Source organism: Desulfuromonas thiophila (assembly GCF_900101955.1).
GTDB lineage: Bacteria > Desulfobacterota > Desulfuromonadia > Desulfuromonadales > Desulfuromonadaceae > Pseudodesulfuromonas > Pseudodesulfuromonas thiophila.
This window is the reverse complement of sequence record NZ_FNAQ01000004.1, coordinates 20,536-35,391: the sequence shown is the minus strand read 5'-3', so window position 1 is coordinate 35,391 and position 14,856 is coordinate 20,536. Positions and strand designations below refer to the sequence as shown.

Annotated in this window: 15 protein-coding genes and 2 tRNA genes; 16 read left to right on the top strand and 1 reads right to left on the bottom strand. The window is 54.7% G+C overall.

Annotation, left to right across the window (positions count from 1 at the left end; translation table 11 throughout):
- Positions 1-26 precede the first annotated feature (26 nt).
- The gene (locus tag BLR80_RS05380; protein ID WP_092077044.1) at positions 27-1,889 is read right to left on the bottom strand and encodes an AMP-dependent synthetase/ligase; all 1,863 of its coding nucleotides are present in this window, start codon (positions 1,887-1,889) and stop codon (positions 27-29) included.
- Positions 1,890-2,156: 267 nt separating this feature from the next.
- Here BLR80_RS05380 and BLR80_RS05375 point away from each other — a divergent pair.
- The 16 genes from BLR80_RS05375 to BLR80_RS05300 all read left to right on the top strand — a co-directional run bounded on the left by BLR80_RS05375 (position 2,157) and on the right by BLR80_RS05300 (position 14,486).
- Positions 2,157-2,231, top strand: a tRNA-Val gene (locus BLR80_RS05375).
- Between the two features lie 107 nt (positions 2,232-2,338).
- Entirely contained in the window at positions 2,339-4,258 is a 1,920-nt protein-coding gene (gene thrS, locus BLR80_RS05370; RefSeq protein WP_092077042.1) for a threonine--tRNA ligase, read from the top strand.
- An 11-nt stretch (positions 4,259-4,269) separates the two neighbouring features.
- Positions 4,270-4,782, top strand: a complete 513-nt coding sequence (infC, locus tag BLR80_RS05365; RefSeq protein ID WP_092077040.1) for a translation initiation factor IF-3 — start codon at positions 4,270-4,272, stop codon at positions 4,780-4,782.
- A 51-nt stretch (positions 4,783-4,833) separates the two neighbouring features.
- Positions 4,834-5,031, top strand: a complete 198-nt coding sequence (gene rpmI / locus BLR80_RS05360) for a 50S ribosomal protein L35 (RefSeq protein WP_092077038.1) — start codon at positions 4,834-4,836, stop codon at positions 5,029-5,031.
- A gap of 135 nt (positions 5,032-5,166) precedes the next feature.
- Entirely contained in the window at positions 5,167-5,523 is a 357-nt protein-coding gene (gene rplT / locus BLR80_RS05355) for a 50S ribosomal protein L20 (RefSeq protein WP_092077036.1), read from the top strand.
- Positions 5,524-5,771: 248 nt separating this feature from the next.
- Positions 5,772-6,773, top strand: a complete 1,002-nt coding sequence (gene pheS / locus BLR80_RS05350; protein ID WP_171906343.1) for a phenylalanine--tRNA ligase subunit alpha — start codon at positions 5,772-5,774, stop codon at positions 6,771-6,773.
- Positions 6,774-6,824: 51 nt separating this feature from the next.
- Positions 6,825-9,239: a phenylalanine--tRNA ligase subunit beta gene (gene pheT, locus BLR80_RS05345; RefSeq protein WP_092077032.1), complete on the top strand. Its 2,415-nt coding sequence runs from the start codon at positions 6,825-6,827 to the stop codon at positions 9,237-9,239.
- A gap of 79 nt (positions 9,240-9,318) precedes the next feature.
- Positions 9,319-9,603 (top strand): integration host factor subunit alpha, encoded by a 285-nt coding sequence (locus BLR80_RS05340; RefSeq protein ID WP_092077030.1) that lies wholly within the window; start codon positions 9,319-9,321, stop codon positions 9,601-9,603.
- Positions 9,604-9,625: 22 nt separating this feature from the next.
- Positions 9,626-9,967 carry a MerR family transcriptional regulator gene (locus tag BLR80_RS05335; RefSeq protein ID WP_092077028.1) on the top strand — a complete coding sequence of 114 codons (342 nt, stop codon included), beginning with the start codon at positions 9,626-9,628 and terminating at the stop codon, positions 9,965-9,967.
- 17 nt (positions 9,968-9,984) lie between these two features.
- On the top strand, positions 9,985-10,755 hold the full coding sequence (gene surE, locus BLR80_RS05330) for a 5'/3'-nucleotidase SurE (protein WP_092077435.1): 771 nt from the start codon (positions 9,985-9,987) through the stop codon (positions 10,753-10,755).
- A gap of 2 nt (positions 10,756-10,757) precedes the next feature.
- Complete coding sequence (locus tag BLR80_RS05325; RefSeq protein WP_092077026.1) at positions 10,758-11,408, top strand: protein-L-isoaspartate(D-aspartate) O-methyltransferase; 651 nt, start codon at positions 10,758-10,760, stop codon at positions 11,406-11,408.
- Positions 11,402-12,013, top strand: coding sequence for a YqaA family protein (locus BLR80_RS05320; protein WP_245691356.1), 612 nt, complete (start codon positions 11,402-11,404; stop codon positions 12,011-12,013). The genes BLR80_RS05325 and BLR80_RS05320 overlap by 7 nt, the downstream gene beginning before the upstream one ends.
- A 92-nt stretch (positions 12,014-12,105) precedes the next feature.
- Positions 12,106-12,849: a peptidoglycan DD-metalloendopeptidase family protein gene (locus tag BLR80_RS05315; RefSeq protein ID WP_143012082.1), complete on the top strand. Its 744-nt coding sequence runs from the start codon at positions 12,106-12,108 to the stop codon at positions 12,847-12,849.
- A gap of 71 nt (positions 12,850-12,920) precedes the next feature.
- Positions 12,921-13,853, top strand: a complete 933-nt coding sequence (locus BLR80_RS05310) for a sigma-70 family RNA polymerase sigma factor (protein WP_092077022.1) — start codon at positions 12,921-12,923, stop codon at positions 13,851-13,853.
- Between the two features lie 14 nt (positions 13,854-13,867).
- Positions 13,868-14,383 (top strand): adenine phosphoribosyltransferase, encoded by a 516-nt coding sequence (locus BLR80_RS05305; protein WP_092077020.1) that lies wholly within the window; start codon positions 13,868-13,870, stop codon positions 14,381-14,383.
- Between the two features lie 26 nt (positions 14,384-14,409).
- Positions 14,410-14,486 (top strand) — tRNA-Arg (locus tag BLR80_RS05300).
- Positions 14,487-14,856 lie beyond the last annotated feature (370 nt).

Sequence of the window (14,856 nt, the reverse complement as noted above, 5' to 3'; positions counted from 1 at the left end):
AGGGGAGGGCAGGGCAGCAAAACGGACTAATCGGCTGTGCTGATGTCGGCTTCAACAGCAAAGCGCTTGATCTTGCGCGTTGTGGTCTTGGGAAACTCATCTTCGCGCAGGGTGAATTTCTTGACTCGTTTGTAATCGGCCAGTTGTTTGCCGATCTCCAGCACTTCGCCACGAATCAGGGCCTCAATTTGCTGCTGATTCATCGGATAGATGCCCTGTTGCTGGGCGTGCTGATCAATGGCTTCCTGATCCGGATAGATCTGGGCGTGGACCTCTTCGGCTGTTGGACTGACCTTGTGGCCGTAGACCATGACTTCGAGAATGAACGGGCTGTTGAGCAGTTCGTTCTCGATTTCTTCGGGATAGACGTTTTTACCGTTGGGAGTAACGATCAGGTTCTTGACCCGGCCACAAATGGCAAGAAAGCCGTGCTCATCAAGCCGCCCCATGTCACCGGTATGATACCAGCCATCAGTCAGCACCTCCGCTGTGGCCTCTTCATTTTTATAATACCCCTTCATGATATTAGGCCCTTTGCACAGGATTTCGCCGACACCCTCCTCGTTGGGGTTGGCGATGCGGATCTGCACGGAAGGTAATGGCCGTCCGACGGTTCCCAGTTTCATGCGGCCGGGCTGTTCGGCTGTAAGAACAGGAGAGGTTTCGGTGATGCCGTAGCCTTGGTAAATCAGGATGCCGAGTTCCTTGAATCGGGCCGCTACGACGGGATCAAGGGCGGCGCCGCCACTGACAAAAATAGTGCCGTCGCCCAGCACCTCACGGACCTTTTTGGCCACCAGGGCACGTGTGGCCGGAATCGCGTAGAGGGCCTTGCTGAGTTTTTTCGACTGGATGTTCTTGAGGATGCGATCAAGAAAAATACGATAGACGGCCGGAACTCCCAGAAGAAAGGTCGGGCGGACCTCTGAAAGATTTTCGCCCAGTTTTTTGAGCGATTCGGCAAAGGAAACGGTGCCGCCCAGAGCCAGGGGCAAGAGGATTCCGCAGACCTGCTCAAATACGTGGTTGATGGGCAGAAATGACAGGGTGTGGATGCGCTGATCAAGTTGAAAGTGGGGTATCAGATCCTTGATGTTCGAGGTGATGTTGGCATGTGTCAGGATGGCGCCCTTGGAGCGGCCGGTGGTGCCGGAGGTGTAAAGAATGACCGCAGTGTCCTGTGAGGTCAATTCGACCGTTTCGGGCAGGTTGTTGCCCAGCAGATGTTCGTAGTCGAGCAGGATCCCTTTTTTTAAAGCCTCTTTGCGCAGGCTTGCCGCCGGTGAAAACAGATCGGATACCGGATTGCCCTCTTCACCGCTGGCCTGTGGTTGAGTCAGCAGCCTGTGGGTGCGGTTGGCCAGAGCCTCCAGCCGCGCGGCTTTGTCGCGAGGAATCTGTAATTCATTGATCAACTGGTGCCATTCGGCGATCAGGTCGCCAATGGTATTGAAGATCTGGATATCCAGACCTGGACCGGCGGCGGAATCAAGGATAACGATCTGAGCCAGATCGGGAGTGCTGGTGCGGATGTCGAGAGCCATTTCGACATAGTCCTGGGTGGTAAATAGAATGTTGGCATCGCTGTCACGCAGGACATGGCGTAATTCGTTCTGTTTGAGTTCCTTGTCAATGGGGATGGCCACCAGACCAGCCTTGAGGATGCCAAGGTAGGTTGTCACCCAGCGCAGTGACGAAGGGCCAAGCAGTGCGGCATGGTCCCCTTTCTTCTTGCCGAGACGCTGAAGTCCACTGGCAACCAGATCGGAATCTCGCCAGAGGTCGGCATAGCTGAGAGTTTTCCAGCTTTTGTTGCGTTTTTCGCGCAAAGCAATCTGGCTGGGATGGTTTTGACAGCTGTTTTGTAGTAAATCGGGTATCGTGCTCAAGGGAAGCCTCGCGTGAGATAAAAGCATGAATCCAGACCCCGGTGATAACCTGGGCTGACGAACACCGATTGCCGCTGACATGGAAGGACGCCGGGATAGACAGCGTTTGCGGCGCGCAGGAGTCTAGCCCCGACAGCCTCTCTCGGGCAAGAAATTTTCCTTTGTAACGGAATGCCAGCGGTATGCAGTCCCAGCGGCGAAAAAATGCAGATAAAGAGTTGACACGCAAAAGCGATTTCGGTATAACCCCGACAGTTCGCGGCATACAGGCACGTAGCTCAGTGGGAGAGCACTACCTTGACACGGTAGGGGTCGGCGGTTCAATCCCGCCCGTGCCTACCAGATACCGGTTCGATAGGACCGGAACCTGACAGGCCGCAGAAACGTCAACGTGATAAAAGGCATCCCAGTGGATGCCTTTTTTCGTCGGTAGCCGGGAGAAACCACCCATGGAAAAACCGATAGAAATTCGTTTGCCTGATGACAGCAGCAGAACCGTGCCTGCTGGTACGAGCATTGCTGAAGTGGCAGCAGGTCTTGGTGCCGGCTTGGCGCGCAATGCGGTGGCCGCCCGCCTTGATGGTGAGCTCAGTGACCTGAGCCGGGTGCTGCAACGGGATGCCCGGCTGGAACTGGTGCTGCTTTCTTCTGCCGAGGGGCTCGATGTCTACCGTCATACCACGGCGCATCTGATGGCCCATGCCGTCAAGGATCTGTTTGGCGATCAGGTTCAGGTGACCATTGGACCGTCTATCGACAATGGTTTTTATTATGATTTCTACAGCGAAAGCCACCGCTTTGTGCCTGAGGATTTCGAACGCATTGAGCGGCGGATGGAAGAACTGGTCAAGGCCGACCTGCCAATCGAGCGCATCGAGATGTCGCGCGATGAGGCCATCGCCTTGTTTCGTTCGCTCGGAGAGCACTTTAAGGTTGAGCTGATCGAAGATCTTGATGTGCCGATGGTGTCGCTGTATCGACAGGGTACCTTTGTCGATCTGTGTCGTGGCCCGCATTTGCCGTCAACGGGACGCATCAAGGCGTTCAAGTTGACCAGCCTGGCCGGCGCCTACTGGCGGGGTGATGAAAAGCGGCCCATGCTGCAGCGGATTTATGCCACGGCTTTTCCGGATAAGAAGGAGCTGAAGGCTTATCTGGTTCGACTTGAAGAGGCGCGTAAGCGCGATCATCGTAAGTTGGGTAAGGAACTCGACCTGTTTTCGTTCAGCGAAGAGGCGGGGGCGGGCCTGGTGATCTGGCATCCGAAGGGTGCCATGCTGCGGACGGTGCTGGAGGATTTCGAACGACGCGAGCACCTGCGTCGGGGTTATGATATTGTGCAGGGGCCGCAGATTTTGCGCACTGACTTGTGGCAGACTTCCGGGCATTACGATAACTACAAAGAAAACATGTATTTCACGGAGGTTGAAGGACAGGGGTTTGGCATTAAGCCGATGAACTGTCTGGCGCACATGCTGATTTATAAAAGCCGGAAGCGTTCTTATCGTGATCTTCCTGTGCGTTATTTTGAATTGGGTACAGTGCATCGTCACGAAAAATCCGGTGTGCTGCACGGGTTAACACGCGTGCGGGGATTTACGCAGGATGATGCGCACATTCTCTGTACTCCTGAGCAGCTTGATGGCGAAATCAAGGGCGTGCTTCATTTTGTTCGCGATGTTATGGCGATATTCGGTTTTGATTACCAGATGGAGATCTCGACCCGGCCGCAAAAGTCGATAGGCACCGACGCCGATTGGGAGCGTGCCACCAAGGCATTGATTTCGGCGTTGGAAGATACCCGGATGCCTTTCGAAATCAACGAGGGGGATGGCGCGTTCTATGGTCCCAAGATTGATATCAAGCTTAAGGACGCGCTTGACAGACATTGGCAGTGTGCTACAATCCAATGCGATTTTACCCTGCCTGAGCGCTTCGACCTGAGTTACACCGGACCGGACGGGGAAAAACATCGGCCGGTTATGGTGCATCGCGTTATCCTCGGCTCCATAGAGCGGTTTATCGGCATTTTGATTGAACACTTCTCCGGCAATTTCCCCTTGTGGATTTCACCGGTCCAGGCCGTTGTCATGAATGTGACGGACGACCAGTGTGCCTATGCTCGTGAGGTGGCTGAAACCCTCCGTGCAGCCGGTATTCGTGTGCAGTTGGATGTCCGCAATGAAAAACTGGGCTTCAAGATTCGTGAAGCTCAGTTGCAGAAGATCCCCTACATGCTGGTGATCGGCGACAAGGAAGTGCAGAGTGGTACGGTTGCACCGCGCTTCCGTAGTGGCGAGAATCTTGAACCGATGAGCGCAACTGAGTTCTGCGCTTTTGTTGCCCAAGAGTGCAGTAATTACCGTTAGGAGGTGGCACCATAGCTAAGCAGGAGACCAACATTAACCGCGCGATTCGGGCGCGGGAAGTCCGGGTGATCGACGATGAGGGCGAACAGCTGGGGATACTGTCCCTGCAGGATGCCTTAGCTGCCGCTGTGGAGCGCGGACTGGATCTGGTAGAGGTTTCGCCTACGGCCAAACCGCCGGTCTGTCGTATTATGGATTATGGCAAGTTCAAGTATCAGCAGCAGAAACGTGCAGCTGAGGCCAAGAAAAAGGCGGCGCGTGTCGAACTTAAGGAAGTCAAGCTGCGGCCAAAAACCGAAGTGCATGACTTCGAAGTCAAAGTAAAGAATGTACGGCGGTTCCTTGAAGAGGGCAATAAGGTCAAGGTGACGATCATGTTCCGTGGCCGTGAAGTGACCCATCCCGAGTTTGGCCGCGATCTGCTTAAGCGGGTATCCGAGAAGGTTGCGGATATTGGATTGATTGAGTTTTTCCCCAGTATGCAGGGGCGTTTCATGCATATGGTGTTGTCACCTAAAAAGTAATCCGCAGATGGGATTTTTTTAAATTCTGTCCGGCAGGAAGGAGTAAATCAGATGCCGAAAATCAAGACCAATCGTGGAGCTGCCAAGCGTTTCCGCAAGACAGGAACCGGCAAGGTTCGCCGTAACAAGGCTTTCACCAGCCATATCCTGACCAAGAAAACCACCAAGCGTAAGCGTGACCTGCGCCAGGTAACGCTTGTTTCTGCCGCCGATCATCGCAACATCTGTGCGATGGTTCCTTATCTGTAACTGACGGCGGTTAAGATCTTCGATAAGACCGTGAACTGTGGGGATCTGTCTCCCCCTGCAGATCCGGCCGCAGGGCGGCAGGGCGTCGTCTTGTGAAAGCAGGTAGCAGCATATCGCCAGCAGGAGTATTTACACATGCCGAGAGTAAAAAGAGGATTCAAAGCGAGACGTCGGCGGAACAAGGTTCTTAACCTTGCTAAGGGTTACCGCGGTGCCCGCAGCAAGTTGTTCCGCAGTGCCACCGAGGCCGTCGATCGCGGCCTGAACTACGCATTCCGGGATCGCCGGGTTCGCAAGCGTGATTTTCGCGCTCTGTGGATTGCGCGGATCAATGCTGCCGCCCGCCTGGACGGTTTGAGCTACAGCCGCTTGGTGCATGGTCTCAAGGTTGCCGGTGTCGCGCTCGACCGTAAGGTTCTGGCGCAGATCGCAGTCAGCGATCCCGTTGGATTCAGTGCCATCGTGGACCGGGCCAAGGCCAACGCGCAGTAGCCTGATACGACAGAAAAGAGGTGAGGGCGAAGCGTCTCACCTCTTTTTTTTGACGCTGAAAGGTTCTTGGCTTTCGGCGTCTTTGTTTTGACCGGCTGGTTATATCGGTTGTATTCCGTAGGACCGTGTTTTTTCACGCCGCAGATGTTATACGCACTGCGGCGGTTTCTGCCACCACCTCGGTTGTTCCTGTTATTCGTTGTCAAGTGAAGGGCATCAAAATGTCACTTAATGATCAACTTGAATCCATGCAGACCCAGGCCCGCCAGGCATTCGATGCGGCGGGGGATGAAGCTCAGCTTCAGGCTATACGGGTGCAGTATCTGGGTAAAAAGGGCGCCTTGACCGCCATCATGAAGGGCATGGGCAGCCTGACGGCTGAAGAACGACCCGTTGTCGGGGCCTTGGCCAACCAGGTCAAAGACGCTCTGGAAGATCTCTGTGAGCAACGCTTGCTGGAACTACGGCAACAGGCTCTGACTCAGCGTCTGCAGCGGGAGAAGATTGATGTCAGTCTGCCGGGGCGCCGTCATCGTTGTGGGACCAAACATCCGGTTACGCTGGTGACCGAGCAACTGGTGGAGATCTTCTCGTCCTTGGGGTTCGCCGTTGCCCAGGGCCCTGAAGTGGAAAAGGATTTTTATAATTTCGAAGCGCTCAATATTCCGAAGGATCATCCTGCCCGTGATATGCAGGATACCTTTTACATTACCGCTGACGAAGTGCTGCGCACCCATACCTCGCCGGTCCAGATCAGAAGTATGCTGGCTCAGCGACCACCGTTGCGGATCATTGCCCCAGGCACGGTCTACCGGCGCGATTCCGATCTGACCCACAGCCCGATGTTTCATCAGATTGAAGGCTTTCTCGTCGATGAAGGGATTACCTTCGCCGATCTTAAGGGTGTTCTGACGGCTTTTATCACAGCGTTTTTTGGCGATCAGGTGGGGGTTCGTTTTCGGCCCTCCTTTTTCCCGTTTACCGAACCCAGTGCCGAGGTTGATGTTGCCTGTGTCATTTGTCGCGGCAGTGGTTGCCGTGTCTGCAAACAGTCGGGCTGGCTGGAAATTCTTGGTAGCGGCATGATTGATCCGGCCGTGTTCGCTGCGGTGGATTATGACGCCTCCCGTTACAGTGGTTTTGCTTTTGGTATGGGCCTGGAACGTCTGGCGATGCTGAAATATGGCGTTAACGATCTGCGACTGTTCTATGAAAACGATATCCGTTTCTTGCGCCAGTTCGTCTGTTGATTTCAGTCCCGACGCGTTAAGCGTCACGACGTTGTTTAAAGGGTTTGCGTCATGATCGTTACCTACAACTGGTTGAAGGAATACGTCGATTTCTCTTTGTCTCCCGAAGAGTTGTCGCATCGCCTGACCATGGCAGGGCTTGAGGTTGATGCCATGGATCATCTCGGAGCTGGGCTGGATTCGGTTATTGTTGCCCGGCTGGAAACCGTCGAGCCGCACCCGCAGGCGGATCGATTGACCTGCTGCCAGGTCAATACCGGCAGCGAGGTTATTCCCGTGGTTTGTGGTGCAACCAACCATCGGGCGGGTGATCTGGTGGCTTTGGCTACGGTCGGGTCGGTGTTGCCCGGTGATTTTAAGATTAAAAAATCAAAGATTCGTGGCTATGAATCACGTGGCATGCTCTGTTCGGAAACCGAACTGGGTCTGGCCCGTGAATCTGCCGGGATTCTGATTTTGCCGCCGGATCTGCCTTTGGGTGAGCCACTGTTCTCTGCTCTGCAGCTGAAGGATGTCCGCTACGAAATTGGCCTGACGCCAAATCGGGCCGACTGCCTCAGTGTTGTTGGCATCGCCCGTGAGGTTGCTGCCATTGCCGGCAGTCGGCTGCGGCTGCCTCAGCCGGCGGCTGTTCCTGAGACATCTGATGGTATTGCCGACCTAGCCCGGGTGGATATTGACCAGCCGGATATGTGCCCAAGGTACATGGCCCGTTTGATCCGCAGTGTTACCATTGGCCCCTCGCCCCAGTGGCTGGTGCGGCGGCTCGAAACCCTGGGACTGCGTTCGATCAACAATGTCGTTGATGTGACCAACTATGTTTTGATGGAGCTTGGCCATCCTCTGCACGCCTTTGATTTCAATCGCCTGCGTGGCGGCCGCATTCAGGTGCGGGCTGCCCAAGAAGGTGATCGCTTCACCACCCTGGACGGCCAGGAGCGTCTGCTGCAGTCCGGCGATGCGGTGATCTGTGATGCCGTCGGCCCTGTGGCTCTGGCCGGCATCATGGGGGGAGAAAATTCGGAGATCAACGATCAGACCCGCGATGTGCTGCTGGAGAGCGCTTATTTTGATTCGTTGACCATTCGTCGCACGAGCAAGCGCCTGGGTATTCATTCAGAATCATCGCACCGTTTTGAGCGTGGTGCTGATATCGCCATGGTTCCCCTGGCTCTCGAACGTGCCGCAGTGTTGATTCAGCAGTTGGCCGGTGGTGAGCTGGTGCGGGGCACCCTTGATAGCTATGTTCGCCCCCTGCTGCCTCGCACACTGCAATTGCGCCGTCAGGCGGCCAACGGCTTGCTTGGGCTTGACCTGTCGCTGACGCGCATGGCTGCGCTGCTTGAGTCCATCGGGCTTGCCTGTCGCGAGCTGCCGGATGAGCGTCTGGAGGTGGTGGTGCCGACGGGACGACATGATCTGGAGCGCGAAGTTGATCTGGTTGAGGAGATTGCCCGTCTGCATGGTTACGATGAGATTCCGGTTACCTTGCCGGTGAGCCGGATTCTGTTGCAGAAACCCGATGCCCGCCAACAGCTGATCGGTCGTGTACGTGATCAGCTGGTTGCACAGGGGGCCAGTGAGCTGATCAATTATTCTTTCGTTTCGCCGACTCTGTGGGATCGGCTGCAACTGGCTGATGATGATCTCCGCCGCCAGAACGTGCGGATTCTCAATCCGTTGACGGAAGAACAGTCCGTCATGCGGACCAGCCTGGTTCCCAGTATGCTGGAAACCCTGGCGCGCAATCTGTCCTATCGCAACACCGATCTGACCCTGTTTGAGCTGCGACCTGTATTCAGGGTGTCGGATCAGGATCTGCCACAGGAGGGTCTGCGTCTGTGTTTAGCCTTGACCGGGCGGCGGATGCCCGAAGGCTGGGCGCAGACGGATCAGATGGTCGATTTCTTCGATCTCAAGGGACTCATCGAGGGGCTGGCTCAGGCTCTTAATCTCGGTTCGGTGTCTTTTGTTGCTGGCAGCGGCGAGCCTTTCTTGCATCCGGGGAAATCCTGTTGTCTGTGGAGTGGAGGTTTACAGCCGCGCCAACTCGGCGTTCTTGGTGAGTTGCATCCTGTGGTGCAGGACTGTTTTGAGTTGCCTCAGCCGGTTTTTATTGCTGATCTTGATGTTGAGGCTCTGGTGGCACTCGGCAGCGCGCCTGTTTGCTTTACACCGATTTCCCGTTACCCCGATGTCACCCGCGATAGCGCGTTCCTGGTCGATGCCGAGGTGCCGGCGCAGGCGCTGCTTGACGTGGTTCAGCAGATGCGTCTGGTCGACCTTGACGAGGTGGTGCTGTTCGATCTCTATACCGGCAGTGGTGTTCCCGAAGGAAAGAAGAGCCTCGCGATCCGCGCCCGTTACCGTTCGCGTGAAAAAACGTTGACGGACGAGGAGATCAGCCAGATGCACGGCAGGCTTGTCAAAGAGGTTCTTAAAAAACTTCCGGCCCAGTTGAGATAGCCCTTGCCGTGGTTTTTGGGTTCATGCTATAACCCATTGAAATCAAGAACTTATTTTGTTTAGCTCATGTGGAGGTTGTATGACGAAAGCGGATCTTGTCGAAAACGTATACTTCCGGACGGGATTTTCCAAAAAAGAGTCCGCTGAGATTGTAGAAACAGTCTTCGAATTGATTAAGCAGACCCTGGAGGCAGGGGACAAGATCAAGATTGCCGGTTTCGGCAATTTTATCGTCAAGCAGAAGGCGACCCGCCGAGGCCGTAATCCTCAGACAGGTGAAGAAATTGAGATCAGTTCCCGCAAGATACTGACGTTCAAGCCAAGTCAAGTCTTGAAGAATGCCATCAATGAGGGAGCCAATTAGCCATTTTTTTTGGTGACGTGCCGTGAGTGTGGAAATACCGAACAAGTTTTTCTTTAAGATCGGTGAAGTGGCTGCTATCACGGGAATTAAGCCGCATGTGCTTCGCTACTGGGAATCTGAGTTTCGTTTTTTTTCGCCTCAGAAAACCAGTTCACGTCAGCGAAAATATCAGAAAAAAGATATCGAGCTCGTTCTGCAACTCAAAGACCTGCTTTACAATCAAGGGTTTACCATCGCGGGAGCGCGCAAGATGCTGGCTGGTCGATACGCTGCGGATGAATCGAAGACGTCAATGACGGATCGTCAGCGGCTGGAGGATTTGCGACAGGAACTGCTGGCCCTACGTGAACGGTTGCGTCCATGACCGCTGAGACTGCGGCAATGCCAGTTATTCTGGTAACGAACGATGATGGCATCCATTCTGTGGGATTGCAGATTTTGCGTGAGGCGGTAGCTGCCTTGGGCCAGGCCGTGGTGATAGCGCCGGATCGGGAGCAGAGTGCAACGGGCCATGCCATGACATTGCACGCTCCATTGCGGGTTGAGCGCATTCGCCCTGATTGGTACGCCGTCAGCGGAACCCCAACGGATTGTGTCAACCTGGGGTTGCATGGTTTGTTACCGTGCGCTCCGGCTTTAGTGGTTTCCGGCATCAACAAGGGCTGCAACCTGGCAGATGATATTACATATTCCGGGACTGTCGCTGCCGCGATGGAGGCTACCCTGATGGGGGTGCCGGCGCTGGCCATTTCGCAGGATCTGCTTCACGATGACCAGAAAGCCAGTTATACCTGTATGATGCGTTACATCCGCTTGTTGGTGCGGAAGGTCTTGGCTGAGGGCCTGCCGGCGGATACCTTCCTGAATGTGAACTTTCCTGCATTGCCCCCTTTGGGGTTACGTCTGACCCGCCAGGGTAAACGGATCTACGATAAACAGATCATCGAAAAGAAGGATCCCCGTGGTCGGCCGTATTACTGGCTAGGGGGCGAGCCTCCCGGATTCGAACGCCAGCAGGACTGCGATTGCGGTGCAGTCGCTGATGGTTATGCGTCCGTGACGCCCCTGCATCTGGATCTGACCAATTACCATTCATTGTCCGCTATCCGCCATTGGACTCAGGATTTTCCCGCAGAACAGGACTGCCACTGAAGATGGATTATGCAATTGCCCGGCGCCGCATGGTGGAACAGCATATTGCCGCCCGAGGTATACGTGATCCGCAGCTGCTTCAGGTGATGCAGCAGATTCCTCGTCATTTATTTGTTGAACCCGCACTGCAGAATCAGGCCTACAGCGATTATGCCCTGCCGATAGGTGAAAAGCAGACCATTTCACAACCCTATATGGTGGCGGTGATGACTGAAGCTGCCTTGCTGCAGCCGGATGACCGTGTATTGGAAATCGGCACGGGCTGTGGTTATCAGACGGCCGTTCTGGCGGCTCTGGCCGGTCAGGTTTACAGTATTGAACGGCTAGCTGGTCTGGCCCGGCGCGCGCGCAAGATCCTTGATTCCCTGGGCTGTCGTAATCTGGTTGTTCAGGTGGGGGATGGCACCTTGGGCTGGCCAGATCAGGCTCCCTTTGATGCTATTGTTGTTACGGCCGGGGCCCCTGAGGTCCCACAAGCCTATCTGGAGCAGCTGGCAGTGGGAGGCCGGCTGGTCATTCCTGTAGGCCCGCAGGATACACAGATCCTTAAGCGAATCATCCGTCTTGGGCCGGATCAGTTCGATGAGGAGGCACTGCTGAGTTGCCGTTTTGTGCCCCTTGTTGGCCAGGCCGGCTGGAGCCCTTCGTGCTGAATCTGGGGCAGTGGTTCGGACTGCGCCGGCTCTACGAGTGGGTGTTATCGTGGGGCCATAGTCGACATGCGCGTAAGATGCTGTTCTTGCTGGCGTTCACAGAAGCGATTTTCTTTCCCATCCCACCTGATATTCTGCTGCTGACGCTGGGGCTAGCCATCCCACGGCGCGCTGTGTGCATGGCATTGCTGACCACGGCAGGCTCGGTTGCCGGTGGCCTGCTGGGTTACGCTGTTGGCGTGTGGTGCTGGCCACTGGTGGCTGATTTCTTTTATCATTATGTTCCTGGTTTTTCCCCTGCCGGTTTTGCCCAATTACAGCAACTTTTTCTGCGCTATGACTTCTGGGTTGTTTTTCTGGCCGGATTTACACCCTTGCCTTATAAAATTTTTACGATAGGTGCTGGAGTTTTTCAAATACCTTTAGGCATTTTTCTGTTGGCCTCACTGATCAGTCGAGGATTACGTTTTTTACTGATCGGTTTGTTTATCTATCGTTTTGGAGAACAAACCCGCGATTTTACCCTGCGATATTTTAATAAGCTGACATTTGCTGCCGGGCTTGTCCTGGTAGCCGGTCTGTGTGTCGCGCAATTGTGGCGCTAACAGCGCTACTGGTCGGTGCCACGACAGGAGGCAACGCTCAGGCCGGTCAACTGTTCGCGTCGCACTGTCCTGTCTGCAAGCCGGAGGCTGTATTGACCTGGCTACGCCTGTCATGGCTGTTGTGCCTTGTTGTGCTGATCTGCGGTTGCAGCGCGCGTGGAGTTCATCATGTGGTTCAGCCGGGTCAGACCCTTTACCGCATCGGTAAAACCTACGGGGTGTCCGAGGTGGTTATCGCCGGTTACAACCGTATTGCTAATCCGGATCAGATTCGGGCAGGTGATGTTCTGTTCATTCCGGGTGCCCGTCAGTCGCAGAGGGTGTCTGTCCCAGGGAAAACAACCCAGTCCGCTGTCGCCACCATCAAATCGGCTGTCCGTCCAGCTACGGTGCCGCCAAAGCAGCCACCTGCCGTTGCAACAGGTACAGCTGGCGTTTCATCCATGTCCGCTGCCCGGCCAACAGGGCCGACCAGAGGGCGCTTGCGTTGGCCGGTACAGGGCCAACTGGCCCAGTCGTTCAAGGCCGGGCGGGGTAAGGGAATCGAGATTGCCGTGCCACCAGGCAGTCAGGTACGCAGTGCTGCGGCCGGTCAGGTCATTTACAGCGGGACTGGTATTGTCAGCTATGGCCATTTGATCATCATTCAGCACAGCGACAATCTGTACACCGTGTATGGCTACAATCAGCGGGGACTGGTCAAGCAGGGAAGCTTTGTTAATGCCGGGCAGGAAATCGCACGATCTGGCACGGCTCCCGGATCTCAGCGCGGCATGCTGCATTTCGAGGTTCGTCAGGGCAACAAGGCTGTCGACCCGGTTTTTTACTTGCCATAACAGGGCTCTTTGACTAGCCTGTGCGGGCTGTTCAGTGATAGCTGTACGCCCGTAGCCATGATGGAGGCGGTATGGATCTGGATGATTTGGAAAAGCAGGAACAGCCTGCCATGCCGGAGGAAGACGCGGAGCAAGAAGATGAGCCATTGATCGATGAGCCGCAACGTGAGAGTGGTGGCGATGATGCGATCAAATGCTATCTTAATGATATTCAGCGTTCCTATTTGCTGACAGCAGAAGAAGAACGGGAACTGGCCCAACGTGTAGAAGAGGGCGATGAGCAGGCGCGGGCCCGCATGATCGAATGCAATCTGCGTCTTGTCGTGAAGATCGCGAAACGCTACATGAATCGCGGTCTTCCGTTTCTTGACCTTATCGAAGAAGGTAATATGGGCCTGATTAAGGCCGTCGAGCGTTTTCGTGTGGAAAAACAATGTCGTTTTTCCACCTATGCCACTTGGTGGATTCGTCAGTCCATCGAGCGAGCACTGATCAATCAGAGCAGAACAATCCGGTTGCCAGTCCATGTTGCTGATCATGTCAATCGCATGCTCAAAACATCAAAAGAAATTCTTAAAACCGCCAATCGTGAGCCGACAGACGAAGAAATTGCTGAGGCCATGGATGGTTCGGTCGAGCAGGTACAACAGTTGCAGCAGTTGCTGCGTAAAACCTATTCTATAGAACATCCCCTTGGCGACAATAATTATTCCTTGATGGATACTTTGGAAGATGCGACGGCGATTGATCCGTTGCAGTTGCTTGAGGATCGCGATCGTTACGAATTTGTCCAGAAATGGTTGGCCGGCCTGAAAAAAAACGAACGCGATATTCTGATGTTGCGATTCGGACTGGAAGATCGGGAACCGGAAACCCTTGATACCATTGGTAAACGTTATGGCGTCACCCGTGAACGTATCCGCCAGATCGAGGCGAAGAGCATTGAAAAGCTCAGGCGCATGATGCAAGACGAGGTGCGTGAAATCCTGCCGCCAGAAGCATGACAAGGAGTGAACAGGTGGATGACTTGAAAAAGATCATTCGTGATATTCCGGATTTTCCCAAGAAAGGGATTATTTTCAAGGATATCACGACGTTGCTGGCTGATGGCGCCAGTTTTCACCGGATGATCGATCTGATCGCGCATCGCTATCTTGATCGCAAAATCGACAAAATTGTTGGGGTCGAGGCGCGCGGTTTTCTGTTGGGTTCGGCACTGGCCTACAAACTTGGTGTCGGTATCGTACTGGTGCGCAAGCCGGGTAAACTGCCTTATAAAACCCGTAAGAAAACCTACGATCTTGAATACGGTAGTGACAGTCTGGAGATTCATGAAGACGCTTTTTGCCCGGGTGAACGTGTGCTGATCGCCGATGATTTGCTGGCCACCGGCGGTACGGTAGCTGCGGTGGTCGAGCTGGTCAGTGAGCTGGGTGCCGAGCTTGTTGAGTGTGCCTTTTTAGCGGAGCTCGATTTTCTCCGTGGCCGGGAGCGTTTGCCGCAGGACAAGGTTTACAGTTTGCTCCACTTCTAGCTGGCGGCATGTCTTCTTTAGCCTTAGGCCCCGTAGCTCAGATGGATAGAGCGGTCGCCTCCTAAGCGACAGGCCGTGCGTTCGAATCGCGCCGGGGCCGCCAAATCAACATCCAGGCAAGTACAAGAAAGACCATAACCCGCTGAAATGGCGGGTTTTTTATGTCTGCTTGGTCTGATAGTGTCTAACAAAGGCCATTGACATACGGGTGCCTGAGAGGCCGCAAGAGCGACGATCTTTTGGCAAGGCAGAGTATGGCCCCAGATATGGCAAACACTTAGCCCTGCTGCATGGCGCCACGACGGAGAAGGTGGTGGAGCTGAGGCGGTATCGCATTACCCCAAATCAGTGTCCATGAAAACCGGTGCCGTCTCAGTGTTTGCTATGATATTGTCAACCGCTGGGGCGGGATAATCGTGGTGTCGAGCCATCTGGGGCAGGGAACCAACTTTATCCTTCACCTGCCGCTGGCC

What these genes read in the sequence shown, in the direction of transcription:
- thrS (WP_092077042.1), top strand. Translation starts at nt 2,339, where the DNA reads ATGGAAAAACCGATAGAAATTCGTTTGCCTGATGACAGCAGCAGAACC.
- rpmI (WP_092077038.1), top strand. Translation starts at nt 4,834, where the DNA reads ATGCCGAAAATCAAGACCAATCGTGGAGCTGCCAAGCGTTTCCGCAAG.
- rplT (WP_092077036.1), top strand. Translation starts at nt 5,167, where the DNA reads ATGCCGAGAGTAAAAAGAGGATTCAAAGCGAGACGTCGGCGGAACAAG.
- pheS (WP_171906343.1), top strand. Translation starts at nt 5,772, where the DNA reads ATGCAGACCCAGGCCCGCCAGGCATTCGATGCGGCGGGGGATGAAGCT.
- pheT (WP_092077032.1), top strand. Translation starts at nt 6,825, where the DNA reads ATGATCGTTACCTACAACTGGTTGAAGGAATACGTCGATTTCTCTTTG.
- BLR80_RS05340 (WP_092077030.1), top strand. Translation starts at nt 9,319, where the DNA reads ATGACGAAAGCGGATCTTGTCGAAAACGTATACTTCCGGACGGGATTT.
- surE (WP_092077435.1), top strand. Translation starts at nt 9,985, where the DNA reads ATGCCAGTTATTCTGGTAACGAACGATGATGGCATCCATTCTGTGGGA.
- BLR80_RS05325 (WP_092077026.1), top strand. Translation starts at nt 10,758, where the DNA reads ATGGATTATGCAATTGCCCGGCGCCGCATGGTGGAACAGCATATTGCC.
- BLR80_RS05310 (WP_092077022.1), top strand. Translation starts at nt 12,921, where the DNA reads ATGGATCTGGATGATTTGGAAAAGCAGGAACAGCCTGCCATGCCGGAG.